Source organism: Thermoanaerobacter kivui, from assembly GCF_000763575.1.
GTDB lineage: Bacteria > Bacillota > Thermoanaerobacteria > Thermoanaerobacterales > Thermoanaerobacteraceae > Thermoanaerobacter > Thermoanaerobacter kivui.
Window position 1 is genome coordinate 2369463 of the sequence record NZ_CP009170.1, and the last position, 17736, is coordinate 2387198.

Here is a 17736-nt window from a genome sequence, read left to right on the forward strand (position 1 = left end):
GTAACTTAGAAGTTTTTTGTGCTGACAAGCTTGGGCATCAGTAATGCCCGTATGCTTGTTCTACTGTAACTTAGAAGTTTTTTGTGAGGAACTTAAAAATATCCGCAAATCTGTGGAACTTTCCTAAACTAATGTTTCCGTGTATAGTTTCATTAATTTGGAAAGAGGATATTAAGTCTTTAGTTTTTTCCTTGATATATGGGTTCTCCATGTACCCTTGGTTCTCTTTCTTCTGCTAACATGTATTGTTGCATTACTTTTTTATCATTTATATAGGAGGGCTTTACGTTAATGTACGTCACTATCCCAAGTAAAAAAGCTACTAATGCCAATAAAGCTATAGCTTTCTTCAATTTTCTTCACCTCCCAAATCCTCTTTCAATTTTATCCTATCATTCTTACCTCTCCCAGTAAAATGGCAAAAACGCTTATAGGCCCTTACAATATTTCGTTTCATCGAAGTTATTCACTTTTTTCTTTCTTTTTCTCCTTTTTTCATATATCGCCAGTGAAAAATTTTAATTTTGTAACTGTAAGTTACAATAGGTTAAATTTATAAAATGTCTAAAAGACAGTAAAATAAACTGTTAAGGGATTTAAAAAGGAACTTTTAAAATAAATTGAAAATTTAAACTTTATTTGTTTTTTATTTTGATTTCTTTTACATTCCTCTTTTATGGATATAATTGTTATGATTGCAAAACTTTAAATACTTTTGTTTCTGCATTTCTGAAAGCTGAGTTTTTATAGGTAATAAAACAAAAAGCTCCCCATCTTCTGGAGAGCTTTTTGTTTTCGGACAAAAAGAACCGTCCCCGGTGTCTGACTGAACTGTCCCCGGTGTTTGATTATACTCCTAAGAACATTTTTAGGTCGTCTTCTACGTTTGTTATTCCGCCAATGCCAAATTTTTCGACTAGTAATTTTGTCACATTTGGCGACAAGAAAGCTGGTAGTGTTGGTCCTAAGTGAATATTTTTTACTCCAAGGTAAAGTAGTGCCAGAAGTACTATTACAGCTTTTTGTTCATACCATGCAATGTTATATGATATAGGAAGTTCGTTTATGTCGTTTAATCCGAATACTTCTTTAAGCTTCATTGCTATTACAGCAAGAGAATATGAGTCATTGCACTGTCCGGCATCTAACACTCTTGGAATGCCATTTATGTCTCCAAGATTTAGCTTGTTGTATCTGTATTTTGCACATCCTGCGGTTAGAATCACCGTGTCCTTTGGAAGAGCTTTGGCAAACTCAGTATAATAGGTTCTACTTTTCATTCTCCCGTCGCAGCCTGCCATTACAAAGAATCTCTTTATTGCTCCTGTCTTTACTGTTTCTACTATTTTATCTGCTAACTGCAAAACCTGGTTGTGAGCAAAACCACCAATTATCTCTCCTCTTTCAATTTCTACAGGAGGTTTGCATCTTTTCGCGTGTTCAATAATTTCTGAAAAGTCTTTCTTTCCATCAGGGCCTTCAGGAATATGTTTTACTCCCTCAAAACCTACAACTCCTGTAGTGTAGACCCTGTCTTTATAAGAGTCTTTGGGTGGAATGAGACAGTTTGTAGTCATTAAAATCGGTCCGTTAAATAGTTCAAATTCTTTGTCCTGCTGCCACCACGCATTGCCATAATTGCCTACAAAGTGAGGATATTTCTTAAAAGCAGGATAATAGTGAGCTGGTAACATCTCTCCATGAGTATATACATCTACACCTGTGCCAGCAGTTTGCTCAAGAAGCTGTTCTAAGTCCTTTAAATCGTGACCGCTTACCAATATTCCTGGATTATTTCTCACTCCAATATTGACCTTTTTTATCTCAGGATGACCGTAGGTAGAAGTATTGGCTTTGTCAAGAAGTGCCATTGTATCTACACCGTATTTTCCTGTCTCCATTGCCAAAGCCACATAGTCATCCACTGTCAAGCTGTCATCCAGAACCTTAGCTAAAAGCTTTTCCATGAACCTAAATATATTGTCATCTTTATATCCCAGCTGATATGCATGGTATGCGTAAGCTGCCATACCTTTTACGCCATAGGTTATTAACTCCCTCAGAGACCTTATATCTTCATCTTCTGTAGACAACACCCCTACTTCCTGTGAAATCGCCTCTATGTCTGCATCCGTGCCATAAGTCCAGGAAATGGCATCTATACTTTCATATTCATCTACTTTTACACCTGCTTTTCTCAGGTCTTCCTTAATCTCTTCTCTTAATGCGACCGCTTCTTTTATTCTTCTCAAAAAGAAATTTCTATCAAAATTTACATTTGTAATTGTAGAAAAAAGGCCTTCGATTAGAAAGCGATCTGATTTTTCCTTATTTACTCCGACTTCTCTTGCCTTTAAGTTTAAAAAAGATATCCCCTTCAGGGTAAAAATGAGCAAATCCTGAAGGTTTGCTACATCTGCTGTTTTGCCACACACTCCCACTGTCGTACATCCTGTATTCTTCAATGCCTCCTGACATTGATAACAAAACATCTTCATGCCCACTACCTCCTTAAATTTGTTTTTACATAGTAAATGATAGGGTATATTAAGAGAAAAATCTGTGACAAAAATCACATAAAATAAAAAAGTCCCAAATAGCTTTGGGACAAAATCAGAGCATTTTTCTGAGTTCTTCTAAATCTTTTATCAATATTTTGTCTTTGCCAAGCTTTATTATTCCATCTCTATCCATTTGACTTAAAATCCTTGTGATATTTTCTCGAGAAGTTCCGGCTAAATTGGCCAGTTCCTGTCTTTTTAGGTCTATTTCTACCAAAATTCCTTCTTTTATAGGGGTACCCCTTTCTCTCGCAAAAGTAAGTAAAATAGAAGCTGTTCTTCCTACAGAATCTCTCAAGGCTAAGTTCTCTATGACAACAGCTATGTATTTTAACCTTTTTGCCAACATTTTTATTATGCTAAGGGCTATTTGGGTATCTTTTAAAATTAGGTCTTCTATGTCTTTATTTTTTAGTTCCAGAATTTCACTGTCTTCTATTGCTTCAGCAGTAGCCGGATATTCGCCTCCTATAAATAAGGTAGATTCTCCGAAGACATCCCCTTCTTCCATTATCTTTATAGTATATTCTCTCCCAACAGAAGAAATTTTGGATATTTTTACTTTGCCTGTCTTTACAAAATATATAGCTTCTCCTTTTTGACCTTCTGTAAAGATAATACATCCCTTTTTGATAGGCTTTAATGTTGTAATATTATACAGTTTTTTAAGCTGCTGCTCTTCTAATTCGCTAAAATAGGAGATTTTTCTGAGATATTTAAGTTCTCTCACGGGCTCATCCACCCCTTATCCTTCTTCCATTCTGTACTTGTCAAGACTTACAAATTTTGTATACTGTGCAAGCCATAGGAGTTCTACTACTCCTGTGGGGCCATTCCTGTGCTTTGCAATTATAACTTCCGCTATGTTTTTCTTTTCAGAATCTTTGTGATAGTAATCATCTCTGTACAAAAACATTACTATGTCAGCGTCCTGCTCTATTGCTCCAGATTCTCTCAAATCGCTCAAAATAGGCCTGTGGTCTGACCTTGTCTCAGGTGCGCGTGAAAGCTGTGATAAAGTGATTACTGGAACATTGAGTTCTCTTGCTAAACTTTTTAAAGACCTTGATATTTCTGAAATTTCCTGCTGCCTGTTTTCTGCCTTTCCTCTTCCTTGCATAAGTTGCAAGTAATCTATCATAACCAAACCCAATCCCTTTTCCAGTTTAAGGCGCCGGCATTTTGCTCTTATGTCCATTACGCTAATTCCAGGGGTGTCGTCAATGTAAATAGGGGCTTTGGAAAGAGGAGTCATGGCGGCCGCCAGTTTCATCCAGTCATCTTCGTCAAGGTTTCCTGTTTTAAGTTTTTGGCTGTCTATATTTGCCGTCGAACAAATAAGCCTGCTTACCAGCTGCTCTTTTGACATTTCCAAGCTGAATATAGCAACGGGAAGGCCGGTTGAGAGAGCTGCATTTTGTGCAATATTTAGTGCAAAAGAAGTTTTTCCCATTGAAGGCCTTGCTGCGACTAATATAAAGTCGGAGGGCTGAAATCCTGCGGTTTTTAAATCAAGGTCAGGAAATCCTGAAGGAATTCCTGTAAGCTGCCCTTTGTTTTTGTAAAGTTCTTCTATTTTGTAAAAGGTATTCATCAATACGTCTTTTATAGGAGAAAAATTAGTAGTGTTTCTCCCCTGAGCTATGTCAAATATTTTTTGTTCTGCTATGTCAAGGACACTTTCGACGTCATCTCCTTGATAACTTAACTCCATAATCTCTGAAGAGGCTTCAATGAGCCTTCTCAATGTGGCTTTTTCTTTTATAAGCTTTGCGTAGTAAGATACGTTAGCAGTGGTAATAACATTGGAAGATAAACTTGCTATATAATCGATTCCGCCAACGGCTTCCAGCATGTTGCGCTTTCTGAGTTCATCAACAACTGTCACAAGGTCAACGGGGATGTCTTTTTCAAACATGTTCATCATTACTTCGAATAATTTTTTGTGGGATTCTTTATAAAAGTCATCAGCTTTTATTATTTCAGACACATCTATTATGGCATTTCGAGATAAAAGCATTGACCCCAGGACGGATTGTTCAGCCTCTATGTTTTGTGGAGGGATTTTGCTCCACTCCATCCTTATTCCCCCTTGTTTTAGTTACTCTGCCACCACATCTACTCTTACTTTTGCAGTAATTCCCTGAAAAAGTTTTATGTCTGCATAATATGTCCCTGTCGTTTTTACAGTTTCGTTAAAAGCTATTTTCTTTTTATCGATGTCAAAACCTTTTTCTTTTAAGGCCTCCTGTACGTTTTTTGAGGTTATAGAACCAAAGAGTTTGCCATTTTCTCCAGCCTTGACTTTTAAAACCAGGCTGATACCCGAAAGCTTTTGTGCCATTTCTTTTGCCTTCTCCAGCTCCTGCTGCATTTTTTTCTCTTCCGCTTTTTTTCTTTCATTGAGAGCCTTCATGTTAGAGTCCGTAGCCTCTATGGCAAGTCCTCTTGGAAGGAGATAATTTCTGCCATATCCATCGCTGACATTTACAATTTCTCCTGCTTTTCCTACATTTTTAACGTCTTTTACTAATATAACTTTCATTTGTCTTCACCTTCCTCTTCAAAGTATTCTTTAATGGCATTTTTTAAGTCTTGTAGTACTTCCTCTATTGGCTTTTTGACCTGAGCTCCCGCCACAGTCAAATGACCTCCTCCTCCAAGCTTTTCAAGGATAACCTGCACATTTATGTCTCCAAGGGAGCGCCCACTTATGGCCACATCTTCTTCTCTTTTTAACAGGACAAAAGAAGCCTGTACTCCTTTTATTGTGAGAAGCTCATCAGCAGCCTGAGCTATGATAAGGTTGTTTGCATTTGCAGGGCTTATTGCTATTGCAATGCCGTTATCCAATATTTCAGCGCTTTTCACTATTGAAGACTTTATGACGTAAGAAGCTAAGTCGTTTTGGAAAAGCTGCTTGACAGATGTTGTATCTGCGCCCTTTCTCCTCAAAAAAGAGGCCGCTTCAAAAGTCCTTGAGCCTGTCCTAAAAGTGAAATTTTTTGTATCCACCGCTATTCCTGCCATGAGTGCTTCTGCTTCTACAGTCTTTAAGTCAATTTTGTCCGCTATGTACTGTAAAATTTCTGTGACCAATTCACATGCAGAAGAAGCATAAGGCTCCAAGTAAACAAGCAATGCTTTGTCGATAAATTCTTTTCCTCTTCTATGATGGTCTATAACAACTATCCTGTCCACAATGTCGACAATTTCGGGATAGGTAAGGTAGCTGGGTCTATGGGTATCAACTACTATTAACAGGCTGTTTTGGTCCACCATGTTTTTAACTTCGCTGCTTTTTATAAATAAATCTTCATAGCCTTTTGTACTTTGTATCTTCTTTACCAGCTCATCTATCGCTACATTAGATTTGTCTAAAATTATATAGGCTTTTTTGTCAAGAGACATACAGGCTCTGTACATGCCAATTGCAGCACCTAATGAATCAAAGTCCATGAAGTTGTGTCCCATTATGAAAATCGTAGAGGATTCTTTTATGAGCTCTCTTATAGCGTGGGCAATTACTCTCGCCTTTACTTTTGTCCTCTTTTCGACAGCTTGTGTCCTTCCTCCATAAAAAGAAATTTTATCTCCTCTTTTTATTACCGCTTGGTCTCCGCCTCGCCCTAATGCTAAATCTAAAGCGCTAGAGGCGTATTCATTTAAGGCTAAAAAGTCACCGGCATCTGCGCCAATACCTATGCTTAAGGTCAACGGGATTTTGATGTCCTCTCCAATTTCTCTCACTTTATCTAATATTTCAAATTTGTTTTCTTCCAGATTTTTTAAACCCTCTTCTTTAAATATGATAAGGTATTTGTCGTCATCGTATTTTTTCATAAAAGCCTTTATTGAAGAAGCCCATTCTGAAAGTTTTTTCTCTATTTCTGAAGAAATGACCGCTTTTTTTATGTCTTCTATTGCCATCATTGCTTCTTCGTAGTTGTCAATTATTATGTGCCCTACCACAGGTCTATCGTAAACCAAAGATTTTTTAAGCTGAATGTATTCAGTATTGTCAAGGAATAAAAGAGTGCAACTTAAATCTTCACCTTTTTTTCTTTTGAGTTGTGAATCTATTTTTAACACTGAATAGTATTTGCCATTAAATTCTATTTGGTTCTTTCTGTCATCAATTTTACTACTGAGATATCTCTTTATCAGTTTTTTTATTTCTTCATTTTCATTAAAAGCTTGAGCGTAGCTGGAATTGTACCACAGTATTTCCCCCTTGCTGTTTAAAACAACTGCTGGAATTGGCATTTTTGCCAAAACACTTTTCGATGCCTTATCTACATTGAAAAATAGGTTTTCCAGGTATCTATCCAGCTCCAACTGTTTTTTCTTTATGCCAAAGTACTCACTTAAAAGGACATAAAGAAGAATAATTAAGGAAATGGAAGCAATTATCTTGTTGTAATAAAACATAAAAGCTATTAATATAACTGACAGCAAAATATTTATCACACTGACAGAAGAAATTATCCTGTAAAACTTCTTATCCACAAAAACACCTCTCATCTTTTAAAGCATGTATTTTCTTAAATTCATGCTTGTATCCGCAATGCCTAATATGGTAAGCAGCCAGGAGGTAAGAGGAAAAATAAACAAAAATACAAGTATAAGATTGCATAATAGAGGTTTAACATTTAATTTATGCGTTAAATAATACTTTACAACTGACATCCCGCCTAAAGTAAAACCTAGTGAAAGCAATATAATGATATTTGTGGTAATTATCTCTGGTTTTTCTAAAAAATACTGATATATTAATGCCCCGATGAAAATCCAACCTGTGATATAAGGCATTCTCCAATTTTCAAAAGTAGGAAGTGTATCTATTGAAACTCTTTGCGTTTTAAGGACTTTTGCTATGACAATGTAATTAATTAAGATGATAGAGACTACAGTAATTATTATGGAGGCAGGAAGGCTCATCTTTACCATCTGTTCCAGTGCCATAAGAGTGCTTTTTATAGAAGAAATATCAGGATGCCCTTTATAAATGGATAATACTTGTTTTGTGCTCATATCAAAGATTTTAAAAAATTGATCAATGACATTTATGTTAAAAGCTATTTTTATAAAGTAAAATATTACAATTATACTAAACACTGACACAACAGAGGTATCTATGACAATTTCACTGGCTTTTCGCTTCTTCAATATCAAATACCCTATTAGAAAACCTTGTAACGCAAAAAACAAGCTTATAAATGCAGTAATTATATCTGTAAAAATTACATTTACAATAAACACAGCGAAAGACGCCGCTACAGCATAGGATTCAGAACTTCTTACACAAGTTATGGCTATAGGAGCAGGTATTAAAAAAAACAGCAAAAACAACAGAGGAACGTATACTCCTACCAACGTTATTACAACAGCCATTGCAGTCATCATTGCTGCATTTGTAAGTTTTCTGGCATCCATTAAATCACTCCCGCTTTCTACCCTTTATGTATCTTTCTAGACCAGAAAAATTATAGTCTCCATCAAAGTTTTTATCGATAATTTGAAGCTTGAGTTTTTTAATTACTTGCTCATCCATTTCTTCAAAGTCATAACCTAATTTCTCTCCTAATAAGTACGCAGAAATTAAAATATCGCAAAGATTATCTATCAATACTTCTCCAGCTTCATCTTCGTTAAAAGCTTTAAAGAGAGAATATACTTTCCCTAAAAGGTTTATTTTTAAATTCTCAATGCTCATGATATTTTTAGCAATTTCAAAGTTATTTTTCATACCTTCATTCCACCTTTATTTTTAACAGCTTTTCTAAATAGTAAACTAAAAGAGGGCATCGCCCTCTTATTATTATATCATTATTCTACTGTATATGGTAGTAGTGCAATCTGTCTTGCTCTTTTAATAGCTTTTGTAAGCTGCCTTTGATGCCTTGCACAGTTTCCTGTAATTCTTCTTGGCAGAATTTTTCCTCTTTCTGTGATGTACTTGCGGAGCCTTGCTACATCTTTGTAATCAATTTTGTCTATATTATCTGAACAAAAAGCACAAACACGCTTCTTTGCTTTTCTGCCTCTTTTTTTCGCAGCTGCACTGTCTTTCGTTGTCGTATTAGCTGTTGTCATCCTTCAACCTCCTTTTTAAAAAGGTAAATCATCTTCACTCTCTATAGGTGTAAAGCCCTCAAACTCTTCCGGTATATCTTCAAATACACTGTCAAAGCCTTCATCAAAATCTCTATTTTCTTCAGCATTGCCACTGCTGCCAAAACCAGATTTCGGCTCTAAAAATCTCACATCGTCTGCTACCACTTCTGTAACCCAATGCCGATTGCCGCTATTATCATCCCATGAACGGGTTTGAATGCTTCCCGTCACTGCTATTAGTCTACCCTTTTTTAAGTTATTAGCGCAGATCTCTGCAAGCTTTCTCCATGTGACGATGGGTATAAAATCAGTAGGCCTTTCCCCGCTCTGACTGACATAATTCCTGTTAACCGCTAACGTAAAAGTAGTAACAGGAACCATATTGGCACTATACCTCATTACAGGGTCTTTTGTAAGCCGGCCTATTAAAATAACCTTATTTAACATTTTTAACCCACCTTTTTATATTAATAAATGATCATTCGTCAGTTCTTATTATTAAATATCTCAAAACGCCATCTGTGATCTTATAAACTCTCTCCAATTCCTGAGAAACCTTTGAGTCGCTGTTAAAGTTCATCAGTACATAATATCCCTCAGGCTTTTTGTCAATTGGATAGGCTAATTTTCTCTTACCCCATTCATCAAAATTGGTTATTTCTCCACCATTTTCAATGATGAGGTTTTTAAATCTTTCTATTAAGCCTTTTCTTTCCTCTTCACTTAAATCTGGAGAGAGAATGTACATTGTCTCGTATGACCTCATTTTTTCACCTCCTTTTGGACTAAACGGCCCTAAACGGGCAAGGCGGCAATCCATACACATATTCTATCATTGTCCTTGGGGATTTTCAACCGTTTTTAAAATTTTTTTAATGCTTTTTTCAAATTTAGGCCTGGGCATCAAAACCATTCTGCCACATTTCAAACATTTTATTCGAATATCCATACCCACTCTTAAAATTTCCCATTCATCAGAACCACAAGGATGCTTTTTTTTCATCTTTACAATATCTCCTACATGGAGTTCTTTTGGCAAAGCAATCACCTCTAACCAATCTATGAACTTAATAAATCAACTGAAAAGGTGCTTTGATTTTCACACATTACTAACCAAGTTATGTGTCAATATTTGTTATTGTAACATCTGTATGCGGATACGGAAATGTAATCTTTTCTCTATCAAATACTTTTTTTATCCTGTATCTTATATCCCTTTCAACTTCCCATTGTTTCATAGGCTCTGTTTTCGCAATAATCGTTATTAAAACTTGCGAGTCCTGAAAATCCGTAATTCCCAAGACTGTAGGGCCCTCTATCACATCATTCCTGGATTTTTTTATATCTTCACAAATTTGTGTGAGCACATTTATTATTCTATCAATATCTTCCTCATAAGGAATACCTACATTTACAAGCGCTCTCATACTGCCTCGTGTATGGTTTGTTACAGTCTTTATTTCTCCATTTGGTATTATATGTAAATCGCCCGAAAAATCCCTTATTTTGCTTGTTCTAAGTCCTACTTCTTCAACAAGACCCGAAAAATTATTTATCGTTATATAATCCCCAACTCCAAACTGATCTTCAAATATTATGAAAAATCCCGAAATTACGTCTTTGACTAGATTTTGAGCACCAAAACCTATAGCCAAACTGCCAATTCCGGCAACTGCCAATATTGATGTCATTTCTATGTTGAAAATTTTTAGTATTGAAGCAGCTGCTATGAAATAAATGACATATCTCAATATATTTTTGGTAAGAGACATTAAAGTGCCTATCTTTCTTTCAGGAAGCTGTATTTTTCCTTTTGTCTGTAATTTGTAAAACCTTGATATAAGTATGTCTCCTATTTTTATACCTATAAAAGCTATAACCAAAATTTTTATGATGTCGAAAGTTACTTTTAATATTTTTATATCGTAAAGACTTGAAAATTTTTGGTATAGTTGAGCTATTGTCTCCATTCCATCACCCGCTTCATTTCCTTTATATTTTATATATTACACAAGTAAGAAAGGTTTTTCAATAATTAAAACCGGAAATTACCTGTATTTAATTTTACATAGTTGACAAAAATATATTTGTAAGACTTATCAACTTAAGAAAGGAGAAACATATGGAGTTAATAAATATTGAAGACAAAAGAGCTGTTTGGCATTTTTATAGATTTTTTTCTCAATACATGCTTGACCTTTATGACTATCAAAAAGAAATAGTTTTGCTTTGCATAGGTACTGACAGGTCTACAGGCGACAGCCTTGGACCTTTAATTGGTCATAAACTAAAGCCGCTTCTTAAGGGAAAAGCTCATATTTTCGGCACTTTAGAAGAACCACTACATGCAAAAAACATACATCAGGTTTTAAAGTACATAAATTTAAATTATGGACGTCCTTTTATGATAGCGATAGACGCTTGTTTGGGTTCTTTAAACCACGTAGGCCACATCTCTGTTGGAAAAGGACCTATAAAACCAGGAGCAGGAGTTTCAAAAGACCTTCCTCCTGTGGGAGACATGTTTGTTACAGGAATTGTCAATATCTCTGGTTTTATGGAATACATGGTACTTCAAAATACAAGGCTTAGGACTGTAATGAAAATGGCAGACATCATCTCCTTAGGTATATTTAAAACAATAAATGAAATATACGAACAAAACAAAGTAAGGGCTTAAAGTCAAGCCCTTTCAGTCTGTAAACAAAGTCACATTAAAAAAATCTCCACTTTTATGCGTAAAGTGCATTGCGGAAGTATCTTAGTGTGTCCCCTCTGTCCAAAACGAGCCATAGACACGACTTAGATATGTGAGCCTGCACTTTAATATAAAGCTGGAGACTTTAATTTATACCTCAAAAGGTTTGTCAACAAACTATAAGGGCTTGAGTTAAGCCCTTTCAGTTTGTTGACAAAGTTAAAAAATATTCAAAGGAGATATTTTGCATCGTCGCTCCGATGTTCCAAAGCGACAAAACTAAAGCTCGACCTTCGGGCTCCGGCAGGGTACCGGGCACAATCGGCCTCCTTGCCTCAGGTGCCCGCCTTCGCCATCCATGGCTTCGGCCCTGCCTCCACCCTCGGTCTTGCTAAGTTTTGTTACCGCTTTGTAACAAGTCGCTCCTTATGCAAAATATCTCCTTTACGAAAGTTTGTCTACAGTCTGTAAGGGCTTGAGTTAAGCCCTTTCTAATTTTATTTCAATATTTTTAAGGTCTTTGTTTTTGATAAACTCCTCTATCACTTCTATAATCGGCTGATACTTTTCATAAAAAACTATTATCAAATCTCCTGGTTCAGCGTTGTACATAGCTGCCCTTAATGCTTCCGTCTCTTTTAGAATCGTCTTTATTTTTTGCCTATCCATACCACCTTTTATTGCGCCCTGTTCTAATATCTTTGCTACTTCTCCCGGCTTTCTACCTCTTAAATCTAAGTCTTCTTTTATATATATGAAGTCAAATTCTCTTCCGCAAATTTCTCCAACTTTTAATATGCTGGAATTTGTTCTGTCACCTGGAACTCCTATCACTCCAATGAGCCTGTTTGCATCCATCTTCTGAGCAGCTTCTATTACGCTTTTTATCCCTGCGATATTGTGGCCATAGTCCACCAAAACTCGGAAATTCCCTACATTAAACAAGTTAAACCTTCCTGGGTTGTGGGTGGTGTCACAATAAAAAGTTTTTATGCCTTTTGCAATTATATTGACAGGCACTTTTATCCCATAGCATGCAGCAATTGCTGCAAGAGCGTTTTCCACGTTATACAAAACTTTGCCTGACAGTGCTGCAGGGATTTCTTCTATCTTTACAACTGGAACTATCTGCCCATTCGCTATAACGATGACACCGTCTTTAACGTATACTGCTATTCCGCCTTTTTCTATATGTTTTTTTACAGTGAGGTTATTATCGTACATTGAAAAATATATTATTTTCCCTTTTGCCCTTTGGGCCAAATAAGTGGTCATCGGGTCATCAGCATTTAACACACAATATCCATCTTTTTTTACCGCTTCAATCACCAAAGCTTTTACAAAAACTAAATCTTCTAAAGTCTCTATCCCATCAATGCCGAGATGGTCTTCAGAAATATTTGTTATGACACCTACATCTGCAAGGTCATAACCTAAACCTTCCCTTATGATACCTCCTCTTGCCGTCTCCAATACAGCGGCATCTATATTTTTGTCTGCCAGGCAAGTTTTTGCACTCTTAGGTCCGGTGTTGTCACCTTTATAGACACATACGTCGTCAATGTAAATTCCATCAGTACAAGTCATTCCCACAGTGTAACCGTAAGTTTTTAATATGTGCGCAGTCATCCTTGTAACTGTGGTCTTTCCATTAGTACCTGTAATAGAAATAATAGGTATTGTGGCTTTGCTCCCTTTGGGAAACAACATGTCTATTATGGCTGCTGCTACATTTCTGGGTTTTCCTTTGCTGGGATAGTGGTGCATCCTTATGCCTGGTGAAGCATTTATTTCTATGATGGCTCCGTTTTCCTTTGTGAGAGGTTTTCTTATGTCTTCCATTGTAATATCTATTCCTGCAATATCAAGCCCAATTGCTTTTGCAGCTCTTATCGCAATTTCGATATTATAGGGATGAATATCCTCTGTCCTATCTATAGCGATTCCTCCTGTGCTCAAATTTGCACTTTCTCGCAAAAACACTTTTTGCCCTTTTTTAGGTATATCTTCTAGCTCAAATCCTTGTCTTTTTAAAGTCATTTTTGATATCGCGTCTATTGTTATTTTTGTGAGGGGCTTTTCATGGCCTTTTCCTCTTAAAGGATTTTTATTTTCAATCTCTACTAATTCCTGTATGGTGTGAATTCCGTCTCCTATCACATGAGCTGGAAATCTTTCTGCTACTGCTACGACTTTTTCACCTACTACCAACACTCTGTAATGCCTTCCTTTAATGTTTTTTTCTACTATAACAAGGTCGCTATAATTTCTAGCATTTCTGTAAGCTATAGTTACTTCCTCTTTAATAGTTATATTTAGATGTACTCCCTTTCCTTGGTTGCCGTCATAAGGCTTTATAGCCACAGGATACCCAATTTCCTCCGCAATGGCAATCGCTTCTTCTTCATTATAAGCAACATCACCTTCTGGCACAGGAAAACCGTGGTCTTTTAGAATCTGTTTTGTCAAAATTTTGTCTGACGCTATGTCGACAGCAATGCAGCTGGTGTTTTGGGATATAGTTCCTTCAATCATCTTTTGATATTTTCCATAGCCTAACCGCAATATGCTTCCATTGCCTACTCTTGTAACTGGAATTCCAGCTTTTATTGCTTCGTTTTTTATAGCCATTGTGCTTGGCCCTAATTCTATTTCAGCAATTATATTTCTTATTTTGTCAAGCTTTCCCTCTAAGTCAAATTCTTCTCTTTTTATAAGTTTATTGACCATTTCAACCGCCAATTTGCAAACCCTCACGCCGCATTCCTCAAGGCTGTACTCCGAAATTATATAGTAAAAATTTCCTTCTATATTCCTTGCCTTTCCAAATTTTACGTCATATCCTAGCATGTGCTGAAGTTCTAAAATTATGTGCTCTGTCACATGGGGCAAATATGTGCCTTCCTCCAGCCTTTTTAAAAAACCTCCTTCATATCCATAAGAACAGCCATGTTTTGACAACCCCGGAAGTAGTTCTATTAATCTGTCATTAAAGCCAGTTATGTCTTTTGTGGGTATATCAAAACCTTCTATGTCTACTACCATTTTTATTACTGGTTTGTGACTGTATATGTTTCTGCCTCGATATACCCTTATATCTTTGATAATCATACTTTATCCTCCTTGAATTTGACTAAAGGTACCCAATTTTTTAAGTCATATCCACAACCTGATGGCAATATGTGAAGGGTTACATTGGTAAGGGCTAAAATTTCGTCAGGACTTGACTCAGAAACATTGGTATGTCTTAATTTTCTTCCGTCTACCACCGTCACAGCATTGGAACCTATCACTCTAAAACAATTTTGTTCCACAACTATAGCTGTATCTTCGTCTATTCCTATGCCAAGATTATTTGGATTTTGTGCAATTGACGCAAGAAGCCTTCCAATACGACCCCTTTGTGCAAAATGTTGGTCAATTATAACATCTTTTAATAATCCTAAGCCCGGTGCCATTTTTATAGTACATTTTCTTGGCGAATCTTCATCTTTTCCCTCAACAATCATGGTTTGAGACATCACAGAAGCACCTGCACTGGTCCCCACGATTAAAACTCCATTTTCATTTAATTCTTGCAATAATCTATCTATACCACTTCCTCCTAAAATGCTTGTTATCCTCAGTTGGTCACCACCTGTAAAAAATACACAGCTGCAATCTTTAAGTACATCATTTGCATAATTTATTTCTGCATCTTCTCTTGAATCTATGTTTATTACTTTTACTTCATTTGCTCCTAATTTTTTAAAAATAGAAACGTACATTTTTCCAGCTTCAATAGGTTTTTCTGTGGCTGTCGTCATTACTACTATTCTACTATCTCTACCCCCTGACAAATTTACGACTTCCTTTAATATCTCACATTTATCTTCTTTGTCTTCCGCACCACCTATTATGATTAACTTTCTTCTTGTCTTTTCCTCCATTTATTCGCCTCCAAAAATAATAAACTCTCAGGTTCACATAATTATTATTCCTGAGAGTTTAATGCAATATACTATAAATTATATTGTGCACAGATTTATGGCATCTTTTTCCACTTTTAATTCTAATCTCTTATCTTGAATTATTTCACCGTCAACACAAATAGGTAGTTCCTTTTTTGTGTTTATCTCCACTCTTTTAGCTTTGTAAATTTCTACAAATTTATACTGCTAAAGGCTGCTTTCCTCGCCAATACTTCTCCTTCTTCTGCGTATTTTGTGATAAAAATTTTGTAATCGATTAATTTCTCTTTCATAATTTTTTCGATTTCGGAAATCTTTCTATAAGCTTTGCCCCCGCCCGCCACCGGATTTACGATGAATGGAATCAAAGCCACCACTCTCCTGTTTTTCTATAAAGCTTTTCTTTTGGCTCTTTCTATAGCTTGTACTTCTTCAGCAGAAAGAGGATACTTTGACTGCCCTCTCTCAATAGGTTTGGCAAATGTAGCTGTTTCATTCCTACCATATATGCCTGACAATACTATTCCATTGTCATTACTATCCAGGAGGGCAATAGAAAAACTTAAATCAGAACCTACATCAGAAAAAGCGTTGTATCTTACAATTCCTACTTTCTTAATTGCAGTCTTTACTTCCCTATCTAAGCCATTTAAATCAATGTGCAATTTGTCCAGCTTATCTTTGATTTCTTCGTTTTCTGTGGCAATTTTTGAAAAAATGTCAAAAACATCCCCTTTTTCTAAGGTTTTTATCATTTTTTTATAGGTTCTGTTTAATTTTAAAAACCTTGAGTTGATTACTATTATAAAAATGAATTGAATGAAAGATAAAACTATTAAAAAAGAAATAATTAATGCCGTGTTTTTGCCTATAATATCTAATAGGTTTTGCATAAGTTCCTCCTCCATTTTTTAGGGTGTTTTATGTGAAATCGCCTCTATAGCTTTTATAGCTTCAACTACTTCTTTTTCTGTGTTAAAATACCCAATTCCAAACCGTAAAGTACCGGTTTGTAGTGTCCCGATTGTAGAGTGCGCCAAAGAAGCACAGTGAAGTCCTGAGCGAGTTGCAATTCCAAATTCTCTATCAAGAAGATAGCTTATTTCTCCTACATCCATATCTTTTATGCGTATTGAAACTACCCCCACCCTTTCTTCTACATTTTGCGGTCCGTAAATTATGACCTTTTTTATTTCTTTTAATCCCTCTATTAGCATTTTAGTAAGTTGTTTCTCATGCTCACGAATTACATCTATACCTACCGACCTTATAAATTTTACGCCTTCCTTTAAACCAGCAATTCCCGGTGTATTAGGAGTACCGCTTTCTAACTTATCAGGCATAAGGTCTGGTTGATATATAGATTCTGATTTACTTCCCGTGCCACCCTCTTTTATCGTTTTTATGTCAATTCCTTCCTTTATATAAAGCCCCCCTGTCCCTTGTGGCCCATACAAACCTTTATGTCCTGGAAAAGCCAAAAGGTGTATGTTTTGACTTTCTACATCAATGTCAAGCACACCTGCAGTCTGAGCCGCATCCACCAAAAATATTAAATTCATTTCCCGGGCAATATTTCCTATTTCTCTAATTGGCATTATGGTACCCGTGACATTAGAAGCATGAGTCATTGCAATCATTTTTGTATTTTTCTTTACCGCCTTTTTTACATCATCTGGGTCAATCTTCCCTTCACTATTCGCTTTGACGATAGTCACTTCTATTCCTATACCTTGTAATGCCATAAGAGGCCTTATCATAGAATTGTGTTCCATGCTGGAAGTTATAACATGGTCTCCTTCTTTTAAAACTCCCTTTAAAGCTATGTTTAATGCCTCTGTAGTATTGAGAGTAAAGGCGATTCTCATGGGGTCTTTAATATTAAAAATACGGCATATCTCCTGCCTTGCTTCAAATATAACTCTTCCTGCTTCTAATGCCATTGTATGACTGCCTCTTCCAGGGTTTCCGCAATTTCTTAAAACCCTGTCAACTTCTTTATACACCGATTCAGGTTTGGGCCAAGAAGTTGCAGCATTGTCAAAATAAATCATTCCCCTATCCCCTCTATTTTAAATCTCCCTACTATTATATGCAATAGCTCTTTATAATGCCTTACATATGGCAAAAGCATGCCCTCATGTAATTTTTCTGCACTTTATTATATTTTGCCACCTATTTAATTTTAACATTTTATTAAAAGTTGCGCAATTCATCACCACTTATAGAAATGGGTATCTTTTTTAGAATTTAAAAATTACTTATAAAAAATGCATTTCCCTAAACGAATGCATAGTTTGTAGATAAAGTTTTTTTAATAAGTCTCTGCTTTTATGTGTAAAGTGCATCGCGGAAGTATCGGAGACGGCTTGGTGAAGTTTTGGAAAAGCAGCTTCTCATGAGCAGTCTA

General features: G+C 36.0%; 19 protein-coding genes. 1 reads left to right on the plus strand and 18 read right to left on the minus strand.

Annotated elements, in window-relative coordinates; all coding sequences use genetic code 11:
• Positions 1-179: 179 nt before the first annotated feature.
• The 13 genes from TKV_RS13175 to mscS all read right to left on the minus strand — a co-directional run bounded on the left by TKV_RS13175 (position 180) and on the right by mscS (position 10648).
• Positions 180-353: a hypothetical protein gene (locus TKV_RS13175; protein ID WP_173402342.1), complete on the minus strand. Its 174-nt coding sequence runs from the start codon at positions 351-353 to the stop codon at positions 180-182.
• 495 nt (positions 354-848) lie between these two features.
• Positions 849-2498, minus strand: a complete 1650-nt coding sequence (hcp, locus tag TKV_RS11975; RefSeq protein WP_049686120.1) for a hydroxylamine reductase — start codon at positions 2496-2498, stop codon at positions 849-851.
• Between the two features lie 115 nt (positions 2499-2613).
• Entirely contained in the window at positions 2614-3303 is a 690-nt protein-coding gene (locus tag TKV_RS11980) for a Crp/Fnr family transcriptional regulator (protein ID WP_173402343.1), read from the minus strand.
• Between the two features lie 3 nt (positions 3304-3306).
• Positions 3307-4641, minus strand: coding sequence for a replicative DNA helicase (dnaB, locus tag TKV_RS11985; protein ID WP_049686122.1), 1335 nt, complete (start codon positions 4639-4641; stop codon positions 3307-3309).
• 21 nt (positions 4642-4662) lie between these two features.
• The gene (rplI, locus tag TKV_RS11990; RefSeq protein WP_049686123.1) at positions 4663-5106 is read right to left on the minus strand and encodes a 50S ribosomal protein L9; all 444 of its coding nucleotides are present in this window, start codon (positions 5104-5106) and stop codon (positions 4663-4665) included.
• On the minus strand, positions 5103-7070 hold the full coding sequence (locus tag TKV_RS11995) for a DHH family phosphoesterase (RefSeq protein WP_049686124.1): 1968 nt from the start codon (positions 7068-7070) through the stop codon (positions 5103-5105). The genes rplI and TKV_RS11995 overlap by 4 nt, the downstream gene beginning before the upstream one ends.
• A gap of 18 nt (positions 7071-7088) precedes the next feature.
• A complete protein-coding gene (locus tag TKV_RS12000) occupies positions 7089-7997 on the minus strand; it encodes a YybS family protein (RefSeq protein ID WP_049686125.1) in 909 nt (302 codons plus the stop codon).
• A gap of 4 nt (positions 7998-8001) precedes the next feature.
• A complete protein-coding gene (locus tag TKV_RS12005) occupies positions 8002-8310 on the minus strand; it encodes a MazG-like family protein (protein ID WP_049686126.1) in 309 nt (102 codons plus the stop codon).
• Between the two features lie 80 nt (positions 8311-8390).
• Positions 8391-8657 (minus strand): 30S ribosomal protein S18, encoded by a 267-nt coding sequence (gene rpsR, locus TKV_RS12010; RefSeq protein WP_049686127.1) that lies wholly within the window; start codon positions 8655-8657, stop codon positions 8391-8393.
• Between the two features lie 15 nt (positions 8658-8672).
• Positions 8673-9125 carry a single-stranded DNA-binding protein gene (locus tag TKV_RS12015; protein ID WP_049686128.1) on the minus strand — a complete coding sequence of 151 codons (453 nt, stop codon included), beginning with the start codon at positions 9123-9125 and terminating at the stop codon, positions 8673-8675.
• A gap of 31 nt (positions 9126-9156) precedes the next feature.
• Positions 9157-9444, minus strand: coding sequence for a 30S ribosomal protein S6 (gene rpsF / locus TKV_RS12020; protein ID WP_049686129.1), 288 nt, complete (start codon positions 9442-9444; stop codon positions 9157-9159).
• Between the two features lie 66 nt (positions 9445-9510).
• The gene (locus TKV_RS12025; protein WP_049686130.1) at positions 9511-9717 is read right to left on the minus strand and encodes a DUF951 domain-containing protein; all 207 of its coding nucleotides are present in this window, start codon (positions 9715-9717) and stop codon (positions 9511-9513) included.
• A 79-nt stretch (positions 9718-9796) separates the two neighbouring features.
• Positions 9797-10648, minus strand: a complete 852-nt coding sequence (mscS, locus tag TKV_RS12030; protein ID WP_049686131.1) for a small-conductance mechanosensitive channel MscS — start codon at positions 10646-10648, stop codon at positions 9797-9799.
• Between the two features lie 152 nt (positions 10649-10800).
• On the opposite strand from mscS, the gene yyaC reads away from it, so the two are divergent.
• On the plus strand, positions 10801-11358 hold the full coding sequence (yyaC, locus tag TKV_RS12035) for a spore protease YyaC (RefSeq protein ID WP_049686132.1): 558 nt from the start codon (positions 10801-10803) through the stop codon (positions 11356-11358).
• Between the two features lie 498 nt (positions 11359-11856).
• On the opposite strand, the gene cphA is transcribed toward yyaC, so the two are convergent.
• The 5 genes from cphA to TKV_RS12055 form a co-directional block, all read right to left on the minus strand.
• The gene (gene cphA / locus TKV_RS12040; RefSeq protein ID WP_049686133.1) at positions 11857-14487 is read right to left on the minus strand and encodes a cyanophycin synthetase; all 2631 of its coding nucleotides are present in this window, start codon (positions 14485-14487) and stop codon (positions 11857-11859) included.
• Positions 14484-15305, minus strand: coding sequence for a cyanophycinase (locus TKV_RS12045; RefSeq protein WP_049686134.1), 822 nt, complete (start codon positions 15303-15305; stop codon positions 14484-14486). Before TKV_RS12045 ends, cphA begins: the two co-directional genes overlap by 4 nt.
• 212 nt (positions 15306-15517) lie before the next feature.
• Entirely contained in the window at positions 15518-15694 is a 177-nt protein-coding gene (locus TKV_RS12630; protein WP_084574305.1) for a diacylglycerol kinase family protein, read from the minus strand.
• Between the two features lie 21 nt (positions 15695-15715).
• A complete protein-coding gene (locus tag TKV_RS12050) occupies positions 15716-16219 on the minus strand; it encodes a DUF4446 family protein (protein WP_049686135.1) in 504 nt (167 codons plus the stop codon).
• An 18-nt stretch (positions 16220-16237) separates the two neighbouring features.
• Complete coding sequence (locus TKV_RS12055) at positions 16238-17380, minus strand: aminotransferase class V-fold PLP-dependent enzyme (RefSeq protein ID WP_049686136.1); 1143 nt, start codon at positions 17378-17380, stop codon at positions 16238-16240.
• Positions 17381-17736: the final 356 nt, after the last annotated feature.